Source organism: Streptomyces sp. NPDC057438 (assembly GCF_042802995.1).
In the GTDB taxonomy this organism is placed as follows: Bacteria; Actinomycetota; Actinomycetes; order Streptomycetales; family Streptomycetaceae; genus Streptomyces.
Genome location: NZ_JBHVDD010000020.1, coordinates 97706 through 113100, shown reverse-complemented (window position 1 = coordinate 113100; position 15395 = coordinate 97706). Strand labels below are relative to the sequence as shown.

The following is a 15395-nucleotide window of genomic DNA, read 5'->3' as shown; positions in this document are numbered from 1 at the left end:
AGGCCTGGCGGTCGCGCGCCGGATCCGGGCCGGCATCGTGCACGTCAGCGACCAGTCCGTCGCCGACGAGCCGATGGTCCCCTTCGGCGGTGTGAAGCCTCCGGTCACGGCCGCTTCGGCGTCCGCTGGTGCATCGAGGCTTTCCCCGCCCGTACCTCCTCACGGAGGTACGGGCGCTGTGGCGTTTCCGGCCGATCAGCCCCCCGGGGTGCCGTCGGCGCTCCGCTGCGCACCATCCGGCGCACTCACCGTCAGCCCTCTGACCGCCCGGCGGAATTCGATCGGGGACCGGCCGGCGCGTTGGGCGAAGTACTTGCTGAACTGGGAGGCGGTGACGAAGCCGAGGTGGTCCGAGATCTGGGCCGCGGTCTCCTCGCCGTGCGCGAGCAGGCGCTTCGCCTCCAGCACGACCCGGCGGTCGATGAACTCCTTCGCGCTGAGCCCGGCGTTGGCCAGCGTAGCCCGCGCGAGGGTGCGCCCCGAATAGCCCAGCATCCTGGCGTAGTCCTCCACTCTCCGGGTGTCGGTGAAGTGCTGTTCGACCGCGTCACGGAAGCGCAGGTAGGTCTCGTCCGGGTCCGGCGCGGAGTCGCCGGCCGGGACGGTGAGATGGGCCAGCCGCAGCAGGAGTACGGCGAGGAGATGGCGCAGCGCCGCGATGTGCACCTCCAGGGGCAGGTGGCCGAGCGCCTGGAACTCGCTGCTCAGGTGCTCCGCGGCCATGGTCACCGCCTCCGCGTCGGCGGTCACGGGGGTGGTGACGACCGGTGCGTGCGGGTCGTCCACCCGGGCGGCCGTCGCCGTGGCCGCGTCCAGCACGTCCTGCCGGAAGAGGACCAGGGTGCCCTCGGCCCGGGTGACGTCGCCCCACTGGTGCACCTGCCCCGGGCGCGCCCACAGCCAGTCCCCCGGCCTCAGGGCGTAGCCGCTGAAGTCGACGACCTGCCGGAGGTCTCCCTCGGTGAGCGTGAGCAGATGATGGAAATCGGGGCGCTGGGGCCCTGCCAGGCTCTGCGCGGGAACGCGGCGCCGCAGCTCGGCCAGTGACATGACCTCGACTCCGGCGGGCGTGCCCGCGGGTGCGGCGAAGGGGAGCTCCGGGATCTCCCGCGGCGCGTCATGTCGGTTTTTGGCCATCATCAGTCGGAAGTTTATCCGGCTTCCTGCCTGACATCGCCCTATGTTGATCCTGTCGCCGCGAACCCGGGACCTCTCCCTGGCGGAAAGAGGAAAGGGAGACGTGTGGCGACGACGTGGGTGGGAGCCGCGTCGGCCCCCGTTCTCGACGCCCGCCGCGCGTGTGCCGCCACGGCTTCGCTGCGCCCCCGCGTCCCTTCCGCCGCCGCTCACCCCGTGCCGCCCACGCGCGCGGGCTGGAGCCGGGCCGCGCAGTCCGGCGACCGTGGGCGGAAGGCTCGCCGACGGTGCCGCTCGGCTCCGCCGGCGGCCACCTGAACCCGTCATCCGTGGCACCGGAAAGGACCCGTACGCCGTGAGTACCGCGCCCCGTCCACTCGCCCCGACGGCGAGCAGCACTCCCACCCCGACCGCCTCGCCCGCATCGCCCGCATCGGCCACAGCGGCCCGCGAGACCGTGCGCGCCTGGCTGGCGGAAGCAGACCGCGTCCTGATCGCGGCCGGCGCGGGTCTGAGCGCCGCCGCCGGCTACGACTACGGCGACACCGAACGCTTCCGGGAACTGCTCCCGGCGCTGTACCGGCTCGGCCTGCGTTCGCGTTACCTGTTCGGGGCGCCCCTCCCGGCGGACATGATGTGGGGCTACTGGGCCGTCCACATCGACGACATCCGCTACGGCTCCGAGCCCAACCGTCTCTACCGCGCGCTGAGGGAGAGCGTCGGCGATCGTGACCACGGGGTGATGACGTCCAACGTCGACGCCCTCTTCGCCCGCAACGGCTTCGAGGCGGACCGGGTCTTCACCCCGCAGGGAGACTACGGGCGCCTCCAGTGCACGGTCCCGTGCTCGCGGGAGACCTGGCCCAGCAGACCCTTCCTCGACGCGATCCTGGCCGCCTACGACCGTGACACCGGCCGGGTGGCCGACCCCCGGGCGCTGCCGCGCTGTCCCCGCTGCGGCGCCGACGTCTTCCCCAACGTCCGGGTCGGCCCGGAGTTCGTCGACGACGCCTATCTGCCCGCGGGCCGGCGGCTGGTCCGGTGGCTCGACGACGCGCCCGCGGACAGCGCCTTGCTCGTGGTGGAGATCGGGGCCGGATTCAATACGCCCGGCGTGATCCGCCGTCCCATGGAGAACCTGGTGCGCCACACCCCTCGGGCCCGGCTCGTCCGGATCAATCCCGCCCATCCCGACGTCCCGTGGGACCTCGGGGCACGAGCGCTGTCCGTGCCTTTCGGAGCGGACTTGCTGCTCGACGGACTCCGCCCCTGACACCCGGGCGGCAGCGCCCCCCTCGTCACCACAGGAAGAGAGGCACCATGTCCGAGGAATCCGCCACGTCCCTCCCCGCCATCGCCGTCACCGGTTCCACCGGGCGGCTCGGCGGGCGCGTCGCCCAGCGGCTGGCCGCACGGGGAGTCCCGCAGCAACTCCTGGTCCGCACCCCGGAACGCGCCCCACGGCTGCCCGGCGCGGTGGCCGTGCGAGCCGACTACGCCGATCGGGGTGCCGCGCGGGAGGCCCTCCTCGCCACCCGCACGGTCTTCATGGTGTCCGCCTCCGAGAGCGCCGACCGGCTCGCCCAGCACAGGGCGTTCGTGGACGCCGCGGCGGAGGCGGGCGTCCGGCACCTGGTCTACGTCTCGTTCTACGGTGCGGCACCCGACGCCGCCTTCACACTGGCCCGGGATCACTTCCACACCGAGCAGCACATCCGCGCGAGCGGCCTGGCGTACACCTTCCTGCGGGACAACTTCTACGCGGAGTTCGTCCCCGATCTCGTCGGGGAGGACGGTGTCATCCGTGGCCCGGCCGGGAACGGGCGCGCCGCGTTCGTCGGGCAGGACGACATCGCCGACGCCGCCGCCGCGGTGCTGCTGCGGCCGGACGACCACGCGGGCTCGACCTACGACCTGACAGGCCCCGAATCCCTCTCGCTGGACCAGGCCGCCGCCCTGCTGTCCGAGCGGTTCGGGCGCACCGTCACCTACCGGCAGGAGACGGTCGAGGAAGCCTACGCCTCCCGCAGTTCCTACGGCGCCGCGCCGTGGCAGCTGGACGCCTGGGTGTCCACCTACACGGCCATCGCCTCCGGCGCTCTCGACGGGGTCAGCGACGCGGTCCCCCGCCTCACCGGCCGCCCCGCCACGTCCCTCGCCGACGTCCTGCGCGGGACGGAACGCTGACCCGGCTCGCCGACCGCGCACCGGAGCAGCAAGTCAGTTATTGACCATAGCAGGGCGGTCTTTGTCCCGGTGGTCGTCGCCGTCCCGGCATAGTTTGAACACAGGGAGCCGCGATCGCCGGCCCACCATCCCCCTCGGATTCCACAGCAGGAAAGACAGTCATGAGCAACGCGAAGAACACCGTCCTGCAGGCCGCCGCCGAACTGTTCGAAGACAAGGATCCCTCCGCCGTCGACCGCTGGGTGGCCGCGGACTACCGGCAGCACAGCGCGCTCGCCGCCGACGGCCCCGAGGCCCTGCGCGGGCTCGTCGCCGGGCTCGGCGAGGACTTCCGCTACGACGGCGCACGCGTCATCGCCGACGGCGACCTGGTCGCCCTGCACGGCACCTACCACGGCTTCGGCCCGGACCCGCTCGTCGGGTTCGACCTCTTCCGCGTCGATGCCGACGGCAAGCTGGCCGAGCACTGGGACGCCCTGACCCCGCTGGTCGAGGACACGGTCTCCGGCCGCTCCCAGACCGACGGCCCGGCCGCGGTCACCGAGCCCGACAGGGCCGACGCCAACCGTGCCCTGGTGGCCGAGTTCGCCGAGAAGGTCCTCGTCGGCGCCGACTACTCGGTGCTCACCGACTACATCTCCACCGAGACCTACCACCAGCACAACACCGAGGCCGCCGATGGCCTGGACGGGTTCGGCGCGGCGGCGGCCACCTGGGCGGAGGCGGGCAAGAACCTCGTCTACAAGAAGGTCCACAAGGTCGTCGCCGAGGGTGAGTTCGTGCTGACGCAGTCCGAGGGCGAGTTCGGTGGGGCGGTCGCCTACTACGACCTGTTCCGCGTGGCCGACGGCAAGATCGTCGAGCACTGGGACGTCATCGCACCCGTCCCGGCCGAACTTCCGCACGGCAACAGCCTGTTCTGACCGTCCCGCCATGACATCGCCAGGATCGCGGGGCGCGTCGAGTGATCCCTCCGCCGATGGCTCGGCCCTGCGCACGCCCGCGCGTGGCCGGGCCATCGGCACCCCCCGTACCCGCCCACCCGGAGCCCTTGATGATCCCGATCCGCGCCGAGTCCGACGCCCTCGCCGGCGGGGAGGCACGAGTACTGCCCTTGTCCGCGTACCGGGCGGCGGTCGCCCTCGACGACCCGTTTCGCCCGACGGCCGCGCCGGCCGCCGGCTCCCTGCGGGACGCGCATGCGCGCTCGGCACTCCGCCTGCTCAGCAGCGACCCGGCGGTGTCCCGGCCTGCACCCCGACTCGCTGAGGAACCTCGCCGACAGCGCACCCCGGACGGAGTCCGACGCGGCGACGGCCCGCGGCGTGCTGCGCGCCCTGCTGACCGTCCGCGATCCCGGCCCTCTGCCGGAGGGGGCGGACCGGGAGCTGGACGCCCTCCTCGGCGCGGAGCGCCGGCTGCGGCCCAGGTTCTCCCCCCGGGAACTGCCCACGATCGAGACCGAGTTCCCCGGCTGGGCCCACCGGTCCGGCGGCCCGGACCGTGCTGTGGCGGGGCGACATCACCGCGTTGACCGCGGACGCCGTGGTCAACGCGGCCAACAGCCGACTGCTCGGCTGCTTCCGGCCTCGGCATCCCTGTATCGACAACGCCCTCCACAACGCCGCCGGACCCCGGCTGCGCGACGACTGCCACACGATCGTCACGGCGCAGGGAACCCGGGAACCCACCGGCACAGCCAAGATCACCCGCGGCTACCACCTTCCGGCCCGCTACGTCCTGCACACCGTCGGTCCGGTCGTCCAGGGCGAACCGCACGCGTACGACGCGCAGGCGCTCGCCTCCTCCTACCGGGCATGTCTGGACCTCGCCGCGCAGGTGGAGGACATCCGCACCCTCGCCTTCTGCGCCATCAGCACCGGCGTCTTCGGCTACCCCAAGGAAGAGGCCGCGCCGGTCGCGCTGCGGGCCGTCGGGGACTGGATCGCGGCACGGCCGGACCGCTTCGACCGCGTGGTGTTCGCCGTCTTCGAGGACGCCGACGAACAGGCCTACCGGCACGCGCTCGACGAAGGCACCCGCCCCTGACGCACGCCGTGCTTTGCCGGTGGCCGCGCCGGGTGGAATAGTGGTGCGCTGCGGAATCGGCGGAGCTTACGGGGGCGCGATGAGCCGGGCGGTGACCGCAGCCATGCTGCGGGTGACGGATGTACACAAGTCGTACGGCCGAGGTGCCGGCACCGTGCACGCGCTGCGCGGCGTTTCCTTCGAGATCCCCCGGGGGGAACTCGTCGCGGTGAAGGGACGGTCCGGGTCGGGCAAGACCACCCTGCTCAACATCGTCGGCGGTCTGGACGAGCCGGACAGCGGACAGGTCACCGTCGACGGACTGGATCTGCGGGAACAGGGTGAGGACGCCCTCCTCGCGCTGCGCCGGGAACGCATCGGCTTCGTCTTCCAGTCGTTCGGCCTCCTCCCCCTCCTCACGGCAGCCGAGAACGTGGGCGTACCGCTGCGGCTGCGGAGGGCGGACCCGCGTGAGCGGCGGGAGCGTGTCGACCTGCTGCTGTCTCTCGTGGGGCTCGCGGACCATGCCGCGCAGCGCCCGGGCGAGTTGTCGGGCGGTCAGCGGCAGCGCGTGGCCATCGCCCGCGCCCTGGCCAACAGCCCCTCGATCCTCATCGCCGACGAGCCGACCGGGCAACTGGACGCGGAGACGGGGCACTCCGTGATGGAGCTGCTGCGCGCGGTCGTCCGCAGCGAACAGATCACGGCTCTCGTGGCCACCCACGACGCGACACTCCTCGACCTCGCCGACCGTGTGCTGGAGCTGAGGGACGGGGAGATCACCGAGGTCACGAGGAGCTAGGCACCGTGTCCGCGGCCGGGCCCCGGCCGTGCCGGTCGTCGCGGGCCTCGTCCGGGCGGACGGTGATGTGGTCGGGCTCCAGTTCGAGGGCGACGCGGTCGCGCATCCCCAGGGCCCGGGTGTACTCGGCGGGCAGTTGGAGGCGGCCGGCCCGGTCGAGCATGGCGTATTCGCGGGCGACCACGTTCTCCTGGCCGGTGGCGGAGTCGACCTCGCTGTGGCGCAGGACCTCCGTCGAGGTACGGCCGTCCCGGATGGCCACCGTGCGGCGGACCTCGCCGGCGACGGACTGGTCGTGGGTGACGATCACGATGGTGGTCCCCAGCTCCTCGTTGGCCGTGCGGAACGCCGCGAAGACCTGCTCGCCCGTGTGGGAGTCGAGTTCGCCGGTGGGTTCGTCGGCGAGCAGGACCGCGGGATCGTTGGCGAGGGCGACCGCCAGGGCGACGCGCTGCTGCTGGCCACCGGACATCTGGTGCGGCCGCCGGTCACGGCAGTCGGCGACGCCCAGGAGGTCCAGGAGTTCCCCGGCACGTTCTGCCCGGGCCCGGCGCCGGCCCGCGGTGCGCGCCAACTGCAGGGGCAGGGCGACGTTCTGCGCGGCGGTGAGATACGACAGGAGGTTGTGGGAGGTCTGCTGCCGTACGAAGCCGACGGTCCTGCGGCGGTAGGCGAGGCGTTCCTTGGAGGACATCGCGCCCAGGTCGTGGCCGGCGACGCGGGCGGCACCGGCGGTGGGTCTGTCCAGCCCCGCCAGGATGTTCATGAGCGTCGACTTGCCACTGCCGGAGGCACCGACCAGGGCCATGAGTTCTCCCTGGCGAACGAGGAGGTCAAGACCCTGCAGGGCCTGGACCTCCACACCGTCGGCGGAGAAGATGCGTACCACCCGGTCACAGGTGATCAGGGCGTCGTGCCCGTACGCGGCGGCGTCGCGCTCGGCGCGGGCACGGTCGGCGAGTTCGTGGAAGGTCGGGCTGCTGGTCATCGGCTGCTCCTGGGCGGTCGAAGGGCACGGGCCGGAGCCGGTAGGGCTCGGTCCCGGGGTTCTGCTCCCTGTCCGGTCCCGTACGTCGCGGACCGTCCATGCGGTCGCGTTCGTCGAGGTGGTCGCGCTCGTCGTCGTGGTCGCGGTCGTGGTCGCGGTCGTTGCGGCGGTCGAGGGTGGTCCCTGCGCGTGAGGTGATCCGACTAGGTGTCACCCAGCCGCAGTTCACGCACCGACCCACGTCGGCCGGCCCACCATGCCTGCCCGGCGGGCACACCGACGGCCAGCACCAGCACGGTGAGTGCCGGAACCGCCAGGGACAGCGGATCGGTGCGCAGCGCGGCCCCCTCGGCGGCGGACGGGGACGCCAGGGCGATGGCCGAGAGGTCGATGCCGGGCGACAGCAGCTGAATGCCGACCCAGCCGGTGAGCACGCCGCCCGCCGCCGCCAGGAGTGCTTGTGGGAGGGCCGTGAGGATGAGCAGCCGGCGGCCCTGGGACCGGGTCATGCCCATCGTGCGCAACCGGGCGAGCAGGGCGCCGCGTTCGGGCGCGGTGCGCAGCACGGTCAGCACGAGGGCGAGTACCGCGTACCCGGCACTCGCGGCGACCGCGACACCGTACAGGCGTTCCGCGCCGGACTGCAGCGGTGAGCCGACATGCCGGTCGAGTTCCTCGGTGCGCAGCCGGACGGCCGCCGCGGTGCCCTGCGTCGCCGCGCGCAGAGTACGGCCGTTCAGTGCGTCACCGGTCAGCAGCAGCGTCGTCGTGGGCGCCGCGCCGCGGGGCAGGCCGGCTCGGTCCACGATCAGGAACTCGTCGCCGGACAGGGCCGGGGTGCGGTCCCTGACCAGGGCGATCCGGACGGTGACGGAGGTGCCGTCCGAGAGCAGGACGGAGTGGGGTCCGGTGCCGTACTCGTCGACCAAGCCGGGTGAGGCCAGCGCGGGCAGGGGCCGGTCGGCGCCGCCCGCCGTACCGCCGTCCTCGGGCTCCAGACGGGCCGCGTCGAACGGCCCCAAACCCGTGTGGCGCGACAGGCGCGCGTACGTGTCGGGGTCCACGCCGGCCAGCGGCAGTGGCCGGCTGCCCTGTTCCGGCTTCGCGTCGTAGCTGACACTCGCCTCCGCCATGTCCCGTACGCCGGGCATCCGTTCCACGCGGCCGGGCAGGCTTCGAGGCAGTGCGCCGGTGATGGTCTCGACGCGGCCGTCGGCGCCGACGTCGAGCAGTGCGGCCTGGTCGCGGGCCGCCGTGACCCCGGCCAGGACCGAACCGCCCAACGCCGCCGTGGTGAGGGCGCTGAGCAGGGCGAGCAGGGGCAGTACGGCGAAACCGGGGGCGCGGGCCACCTGGGCCAGCGACAGCGGGATCACCAGGCCCCGCATTTGCGTCGCCGCCCGGCTCAGCGCCCGCAGCGGCAGCGGGTGGAGACGGGCCAGCAGCAGCGCCGCGACCACGCCCGTCAGCAGCGGGGCGGCGGCCACCAGACCGGTGCTGCCGGATCCCTGCCGGCGCAGTGCGACGACCGCCCCCGTCGCGATCACCAGCACAGTCAGTTCCGCCACCGTACGGCGCCGCGACGGCCGGGCGGCGGCGACGTCCTCCCGCCCGTCGTGCATCCGCACGGTGCGGTGTTCCACGACGGCCCGCAGGGGGAGCGCGGCGCAGGCCAGCAGGGTCACGGCGAGGGCGGCCGCGAGGGCGGGCCCGGTGCGCGCACCGGGCAGGGCGAGCAGCGCGGCGGTCAGTCCGAGGGCGCCCGCCGGCACGGCGACCACCGCCGTCTCCGCGAGCAGCCGCAGGGCCAGACCGGTCAGTGAGGCGCCGCGGGCCCGCAGCAGAGCAAGTTCCGCGCGTCGGCGATCGGCCGCGACTCCCCCGGCCATGGACAGGACGATCACGGCGAGGCTGCCGGCCCCGAAGGCGGCGAGGAGCAGCAACGGGACGATCCCCGACCGCAGTCGGGCATGGTCCGCGAGGACCTCGTCGAGGTTCGTCTGGGCCTCCAGATCTTCGTCGACGGCCGACCGCAGTCGCTGCACTCCCGGGCCCGACTCCAGGGCGGCCACGGCGGACGCCAGACGGTCGAGATCGCGGGCGTGCAGGGTGGCGATGTCCGGCGCCACCTGCCAGTACCGCTCCGGACGGCCGGGGGTGCCCAGCAGCGCCGGGCCGGCGCCGGGGGCGAGAAGCAGGCCGCCGAGCCAGTGGACCTCCGTCGGCGGCTGGTTGGGCAGCCGGCTCAGCACGGGGGTGCGCAGCACCGGCAGTGCCGACCAGTAGGCGCCCTCGGGGGCGCGCGGGACGACGATTCCGGTGACCCGGACGGCGAGCGGGGCGTCCGCCGGGCCCGGTACGTGGATCACCGATCCCACCCGGATGCCGAGCTTGCGGGCGGTCTCCACGGTGACGGCCGCCTCGACCCGCGCGGTCGCCGAGGTCACCGGCGCTCCCGAGGTGCGCGGCAGCCGGCCCGCGCTGAGCCGGGCATGGGAGGCCAGGTCCTGCTGGGCGGCCAGCACCAGTTGGGCGGGATACCCGGCGGGTCGGGGGAGCCAGCGGTCGAACGCCTCCAGGGACTCGGTCGTACGCACCCCGTACGACGACTGCGCGCGGTCGGGTACGAGGGGCGACTCGGGGGCGGCGAGAACCTCGGCCCGCGCCGCGGCCAGCGGACCGGGACGCATGGCTGCTTCCATCTCCTCGACCGATTCCATCCAGGACAGTGGCACCTGCACCTGCACGGTCGTCCGGTCGGGCAGGGCCTGCTCGACCGCCCGGCGCAGTCCCGCGTCCCCGTACCGGTCGACGGCACGCGGGTACGCGGCGGCCAGCGCGGCGGTCACGGCCACCAGGAGCGCGAGGGCCACGGACGTACCGGCGAACGCCCTCAGCCGGGTCCACAACCCGGACCGAACCCGTGGCGGCACCGCCTTCGTCACCCCGCCCTGAGGGGGTACCGGCTGCGCGGTCACTGCGTCACCTCGTCCCTGAGCGTCGTCACGGGTTTCGCCCGCCGCACGGCGAGGGCCACGGTCACGAGGGCGGGCCCTGCCGCGAGGGCCACCAGCAGTGCGGTCAGCGGCAGGAGCGGGAGTTCCACCAGCACCGGCGGGACCGGACGGGTGGCCCGCCCGGTCAGGACGACGAGGGGAACCAGCGCATGGGTGAGCACCGCGCCCAGCACCGCGCCGACCAGCAGCGCCAGGGTCACCAGCACGCCGTGCTCCACGGCGACGAGCCGGGTCAGCCTTCGACGCGGTGTCCCCAGGGCGCGGAGCACGGCGAACTCGGCGTCCCGGGACCGTATGGCGCCTGCCGCGCTGACGGCGAAGCCGAGCGAGGCGAACAGCACCGTGACCGCGGCCGCCGCGATCAGCGCCGCCTCCGGTGCCGCCCCGAACGGGTCGCCGCGCAGTTCCGCCGCCGTCTCGTCGCGCACCGTCACCCGTTCCGGATCGACGTCGGGCAGGGCCCGTACGGCCGCTGCCGTGGCGCGGGGCTCGGCCGTGCTGAGCCACCACTCGGTGGGCTTCAGGCTGGTCCCGTAGCGGGCCTGCAGTACCTGGTTCACGGCCCGGAGATCGACCAGCAGCGCCCCGCCGTCCCGTGCGGTGGCCTCGGTGGTGGGCAGGGCGCTCGCGGTGCGGACGATGCGGACGGGCACGGACCGGCCGTCCAACGTCACCTTCATGCGCTGTCCCTCGCGCGCGCCGGAGGCGGTGAGGAACCGGTCGGTGGCGACCGCGGTGATCTCGGGCGCCCGGGGCTGGGCGACCTTGAGGCGGACCTCCAGCGGCAGGGCGGGCGGCGAGATGCCGGACGGCTGGTATCCGGTGCTGTAGGTGAGGGTGACGGGTGCGGTCGACGTGAGCCGGGGGCGGGTCGGCCGGGCGTCGTCCTCGGGCGCGCCGGCCAGGTCGGCCTCCACCGCGGTCGTCCACTTCGCCGGCAGGGACAACTCCCGGACGTCACCGTCGGCCGCCGTCGCGGTGAGCGCGCCGAGGACCAGGCGGTGCCGCTGGGCACGGTCGGTCGGCTGGGGCGTGCTCAGGGTGAGCCCGGTCAGCGCCAACGGGCCCCGAGCGCCGTTCAGTTCCGGGGTCAGCCGGTGCGAGCGGCCGTCGGTGCCGAGGCGGCCGGACGGTATCTCGTAGGTGGTTCCGTGCCGGTCCCGCACCGTCAGGGTGACATCCGCGCCCGGTCCCCGCCCGGTGCTGTGCAGGGCGGCGGTCAGCGTGAGCCGGGTGGTGCCCTTCGGTACCGCGACACCGGCGGGTGCTCCGCGCGGCGCGAGCCCGGCGAACATCGGACCGTCCGTCAGGTCGTGCCGGGCCGGCACCACCCCGGCGGCCTCCGTCGTGTTGACGGCCAGGACGGTCGCGTTGCGGCTGCCGGAGAGCGACACCGTGCCACGGAACGCGGGGGCGACGGCGTCGACGTGCGGAACGTCCGCGTAGACGTCGGTCCGGCCCACGTCACCGCTCCCGGAGCCCTGGACGCGTACGTCGGCGCCCACCCGGAAATCGGCCTGGTCGGCCTGGGAACGGTGCCAGGAGGCGTTCTGCCCGATCGCCATCACGCCCAGCGCCACGGAGATGACCAGGAGCAGGACCGGACCCGCGCCCCGCATCGGCCGGCGGCTGAACTGCCAGCCGACCATGGCCGCGGTCAGCCCGTGCCCGCGGGTCACCAGCCGTTCGCCGACGCGTGCCAGCAGGGGCAGCAGCCGCAGCACCAGCAGCGTTCCGGCGAGCAGTACCAGGGCGGGTGCCACCACCAGCAGCGGGTCGACGCCGAGGACGCCCCCGCGGTCGGCGGTGACGGCACCGGAGTCCTGGTCGCCCAGCAGCCAGAGAGCGACACCCGCCACGGCGAGCAGGCCGACGTCCGCCCCGGCCCGCAGCGGTGCGGCCAGCGCCTGTGCCCGTGTGCCGACGCTGCCCGCGTACGACGCCCGCCACGCCGGGACGGCCACCGCCAGCGCGCACACCGCGGCCACCCCCGCGGCGACCGCCCACACCTCCGGCCGGCCGCCGGCCGGTACGTCCACGCGCACTCCGGTCCCGCCCAGCGCGCCCTGCCCGGCCAGCAGCCGTGTCAACGGCCCCGACAGCAGAGGCGCCACCACCACCGCGGGCAGGGAGATCAGCAGGGACTCCAGCGCGGCCAGACCGGCCAGCCTCGCCCGGGTGGCCCCGCGCGCTCGCAGCAGCCGGGTCTCGGCCGTCCGTTCGGAGCTGAGCAGCCGGGCCACGAGCAGCAGGGCGCAGGCCGCGAGCAGGCCGAGCTGGCCCGCGACGATCAGCATGCTGGAGCGTGTGACGAGCAGGGAGCGTTCGATGCGGTCCAGCACCTCCGGCAACGCGGTGTCCGCCGCGGTCGCGCTGCTGAGCGCGGGGCTCTTGCGCAGCTTCGCGCTGCCCGAGCGGGCCGCCTCGCGCAGCGCGCCGATCCGTTCCGTCGTCAGCGAGGAGTAGTCGGCCGACACCAGCCAGCCGGACGCGCCGACGCTCACCCGCCCCGACGCCGGCACGCCGGCGGCCGTGAGCAGGGGGCCGTACGTCGTGTAGCTCGACGCCTCCGCACCGCGCCCGCCCAGGTCGTCCAACTGCCAGTAGGGTGCCCGGACGTCCACCGGCCGGTACACGCCGGTGATCAGCACACGCACCGCCGGGCCGTTGAGCCGGTCGGTGACGGTCAGCCGGGCGCCGGGCTCCACCCCGAGCCGCCGGGCGGCGCTCTGCGGCAGGGCGGCCTCGACGGTCCCGGCGGTCCCCGCCTCCCGGGGCAGCCGCCCGGCGACGGTCCGCACCTGTGTGCGATCCAGTGCCGCGAAGAAGGTGAGGTCCGGGTTCTCGCCGTGCTCGGAGGCCGGCCGCAGCGCGGGCGGCAGGGCGTAGGGGCCGGACCGCAGCAGGGTCCGCACCCGCAGGGGCAGCCCGTCGAAGACGGTGCGGGCGCCCGCCCGCACCGCTTCGTCGGCCGCCCGCCGCTCATCGGCCGGCACGTCGGCCTTGAGCACCAAGGCGGTCTCGGCGGCGGTCCGTTGCTCGGCGAGCGATCGCCGCAGCGCCGCGTCGCCTATCGCGCCCGAGTAGGCGGTGAGCGCGGCCAGCACGGCCGTGGTCAGCAGCACGGTCAGCAACACCGCACCGACGAGGGCGCGATACGCCCACGCCCGCAGCACAATGAATCGCAACGCGCCCGCAGGCACCGCTCGCTCCCCCACCAAACCCCCCGGTTCCAACCACACCCCGGGTCGTGGGTCAGCGACGACGGCGTGCGGATGCAGAGAGCATTGTAGGACTGACTTTGCTCATCTTGTGATCGGATACGGCGTATCTTGCGGGTGTCTACGGTGATCGACATGTCCATCGGCCTCGTGTGTCATCGACGTGATCGCCGACCGCGGCATCGATCAGGGGTGCTTCGCCGACGAGGGAGGACGTCTCTCCCGCCGGGAACGCGGCACCGAGCTGATCGGCGAGCGTGTCGTCGGCCCTCCCGACGAGAGGCCGAGCGAGCGCGAGTTCGGCTTCCGCGTGCACCGGTGGAGGCGGTCGCCAGTCCCTCGCGGACCGCCCGGAGACCACTTCACCGCACCCTGGGGCACCGCGCCGCCGGAATTGAGTTGCCAGGCCCCCGACGGGGGCCGAACGATGGTTCTTCGTGACAGCCCATGGACAGACACCACCCAGCGATGCCGCACGCCCCGTCGCCCTGGTGACCGGCGTCGGCCGAACCGTCGGCATCGGCGCGGGCGTCGCTGTCCGGCTGGCCGAGGCCGGGTGGAACGTGGCCTTCACCTACTGGACGCCGTACGACGCCCGCATGGCCTGGGGCGCCGAGGCCGGCGCGGCCGACGCCGTCGCCGAGGCGTTGGCCGAACGGGGTGCCGAGACTCTGGCGGTGGAGGCGGACCTCGCCGACCCGGAGGCGGCGGCGCGGGTCTTCGACGCGACCGAGCGTCACCTCGGCGGTGTCACCGCCCTGGTGATGTGCCACTGCGAGTCGGTCGACTCCGGCCTGCTCGACACCACGCTCGAGAGCTTCGACCGACACTTCGCGGTCAACGCGCGAGCCGGCTGGCTGCTGATCCGCGAGTACGGCCGCCGCTTCCAGGGCACTCCGGGAACCGGCCGTGTCATCAGCCTGACCAGCGACCACACGGTCGGCAACCTGCCCTACGGCGCGAGCAAGGGCGCACTCGACCGCATCACGCTGGCGGCCGCCCGTGAGCTCTCCCACCTCGGGATCACCGCCAATGTCATCAACCCGGGCCCGGTGGACACGGGTTGGATGTCCGACGGCATCCGGGAGCACGTCCTGTGCCAGACGCCACTGGGACGCCTGGGCAGCCCGCAGGACACCGCGCACCTCGTGGAATTCCTGTGCTCACCGCAGGGACAGTGGATCAACGGTCAACTGTTGGTGAGCGACGGCGGTTTCGCCGGCTGACCGGGCGGTTCCCCGTCAGTCGTCGCAGGAGACTTCGCTGTCGCCGGGATCCCCGAGGCAGACGTCGCTGCCGTCCTGGCCGTCGGAGTGGTCGTTGCCCCGGATACCCTCCTGGGCGGCGAGGCGGTCGTTGCCCGCGCCGCCCGTCATGATGTCGGAGCCCGCGCCGCCCCACAGTTCGTCGGCGCCGTCCCCGCCGTACAGCGCGTCGTCACCCGCGTCTCCTTCCATGACGACACGGACGTCGCTGGACAGCGCGTCGAAGGTGTCGTCACCCTCCTTCCCGTAGAGGTAGGCGCGTGTTCGGGTGGTCTCCAGGGTCACCGTGTCGTCGAGATCCCCCGTGTCGACGGACAGGGCCCGGACACCGGTCGCGCAGGACACGGAGTGGGGGGTCCGCTGGGTGCACCCCGCGCCGGCGGTGATCGTGTCGCTCTCGTCGGAGATGACGACGGTGCCGCCCGACGGACTGATGGTGATGTGGTTCGCCTTGCCGTCCGCGGCCGTCACGTAGATGAACGCGAAGTTCGCGGTGACGCCCGTCGCGGCGTGAGCCTGTCCCGCCGGCAGCAGAACCGCCGCGCCCACCGCCGCCGCTGTCGCCGCCGCCTGCAACCCCTTGCGGGTCGACGTTCCCATGCTGCTCCTGTTGTCGAGGTGTGCTTCGCCGGCCGCTCGGTCGGGCGGCGGCGATCCGCCTCAGCCTGCTCGTCGCGCGCCCCGGTCACATGGGGGCCCGGCCCCCAACTATGGACGGCCCGTGCCGGGGCACCTGTTGCGCGGGAGGCA

The 15395-nt window shown here is 73.8% G+C and carries 11 protein-coding genes and 1 pseudogene; 7 read left to right on the top strand and 5 right to left on the bottom strand.

The genetic code is table 11. The features are described from left to right. Positions 1-144 (top strand): annotated as a pseudogene (locus ACFU5F_RS14555) (aldehyde dehydrogenase family protein); the annotation flags it as partial. 51 nt (positions 145-195) lie between these two features. Here ACFU5F_RS14555 and ACFU5F_RS14550 read toward each other — a convergent pair. Further along, positions 196-1140 carry a helix-turn-helix domain-containing protein gene (locus tag ACFU5F_RS14550; RefSeq protein WP_383886749.1) on the bottom strand — a complete coding sequence of 315 codons (945 nt, stop codon included), beginning with the start codon at positions 1138-1140 and terminating at the stop codon, positions 196-198. Positions 1141-1492: 352 nt separating this feature from the next. Here ACFU5F_RS14550 and ACFU5F_RS14545 point away from each other — a divergent pair, with 352 nt between their 5' ends. The 5 genes from ACFU5F_RS14545 (at position 1493) to ACFU5F_RS14525 (ending at position 6154) form a co-directional block, all read left to right on the top strand. Further along, positions 1493-2410 carry an NAD-dependent protein deacetylase of SIR2 family gene (locus ACFU5F_RS14545; protein WP_383886747.1) on the top strand — a complete coding sequence of 306 codons (918 nt, stop codon included), beginning with the start codon at positions 1493-1495 and terminating at the stop codon, positions 2408-2410. A 47-nt stretch (positions 2411-2457) separates the two neighbouring features. Further along, the gene (locus ACFU5F_RS14540; RefSeq protein WP_383886745.1) at positions 2458-3324 is read left to right on the top strand and encodes an SDR family oxidoreductase; all 867 of its coding nucleotides are present in this window, start codon (positions 2458-2460) and stop codon (positions 3322-3324) included. A gap of 161 nt (positions 3325-3485) precedes the next feature. Further along, on the top strand, positions 3486-4247 hold the full coding sequence (locus ACFU5F_RS14535; protein WP_383886743.1) for a nuclear transport factor 2 family protein: 762 nt from the start codon (positions 3486-3488) through the stop codon (positions 4245-4247). 607 nt (positions 4248-4854) lie between these two features. Next, complete coding sequence (locus ACFU5F_RS14530) at positions 4855-5373, top strand: macro domain-containing protein (RefSeq protein WP_383886741.1); 519 nt, start codon at positions 4855-4857, stop codon at positions 5371-5373. 79 nt (positions 5374-5452) lie between these two features. Beyond that, positions 5453-6154, top strand: coding sequence for an ABC transporter ATP-binding protein (locus ACFU5F_RS14525; protein WP_383886739.1), 702 nt, complete (start codon positions 5453-5455; stop codon positions 6152-6154). Here the strand turns inward: ACFU5F_RS14525 and ACFU5F_RS14520 are convergent. From ACFU5F_RS14520 to ACFU5F_RS14510, 3 genes are all read right to left on the bottom strand, one after another. Beyond that, on the bottom strand, positions 6141-7142 hold the full coding sequence (locus ACFU5F_RS14520; protein ID WP_383886737.1) for an ATP-binding cassette domain-containing protein: 1002 nt from the start codon (positions 7140-7142) through the stop codon (positions 6141-6143). The genes ACFU5F_RS14525 and ACFU5F_RS14520 overlap by 14 nt on opposite strands. Positions 7143-7345: 203 nt before the next feature. After that, positions 7346-10120 carry an ABC transporter permease gene (locus ACFU5F_RS14515; RefSeq protein ID WP_383886735.1) on the bottom strand — a complete coding sequence of 925 codons (2775 nt, stop codon included), beginning with the start codon at positions 10118-10120 and terminating at the stop codon, positions 7346-7348. Next, complete coding sequence (locus ACFU5F_RS14510) at positions 10117-13338, bottom strand: FtsX-like permease family protein (protein WP_383886759.1); 3222 nt, start codon at positions 13336-13338, stop codon at positions 10117-10119. The genes ACFU5F_RS14515 and ACFU5F_RS14510 overlap by 4 nt, the downstream gene beginning before the upstream one ends. Before the next feature lie 479 nt (positions 13339-13817). Between ACFU5F_RS14510 and ACFU5F_RS14505 the strand changes: the two genes are divergently transcribed. Next, complete coding sequence (locus tag ACFU5F_RS14505; protein WP_383886734.1) at positions 13818-14606, top strand: SDR family oxidoreductase; 789 nt, start codon at positions 13818-13820, stop codon at positions 14604-14606. A gap of 15 nt (positions 14607-14621) precedes the next feature. Here the strand turns inward: ACFU5F_RS14505 and ACFU5F_RS14500 are convergent, their stop codons facing one another. Further along, positions 14622-15245, bottom strand: a complete 624-nt coding sequence (locus ACFU5F_RS14500) for a calcium-binding protein (protein ID WP_383886732.1) — start codon at positions 15243-15245, stop codon at positions 14622-14624. Positions 15246-15395 lie beyond the last annotated feature (150 nt).

Excerpts from the sequence above, each read along its gene's own strand:
- ACFU5F_RS14500 (WP_383886732.1), bottom strand. The coding sequence starts at position 15,245 with ATGGGAACGTCGACCCGCAAGGGGTTGCAGGCGGCGGCGACAGCGGCG.
- ACFU5F_RS14535 (WP_383886743.1), top strand. The coding sequence starts at position 3,486 with ATGAGCAACGCGAAGAACACCGTCCTGCAGGCCGCCGCCGAACTGTTC.
- ACFU5F_RS14540 (WP_383886745.1), top strand. The coding sequence starts at position 2,458 with ATGTCCGAGGAATCCGCCACGTCCCTCCCCGCCATCGCCGTCACCGGT.
- ACFU5F_RS14525 (WP_383886739.1), top strand. The coding sequence starts at position 5,453 with ATGAGCCGGGCGGTGACCGCAGCCATGCTGCGGGTGACGGATGTACAC.
- ACFU5F_RS14520 (WP_383886737.1), bottom strand. The coding sequence starts at position 7,142 with ATGACCAGCAGCCCGACCTTCCACGAACTCGCCGACCGTGCCCGCGCC.
- ACFU5F_RS14550 (WP_383886749.1), bottom strand. The coding sequence starts at position 1,140 with ATGATGGCCAAAAACCGACATGACGCGCCGCGGGAGATCCCGGAGCTC.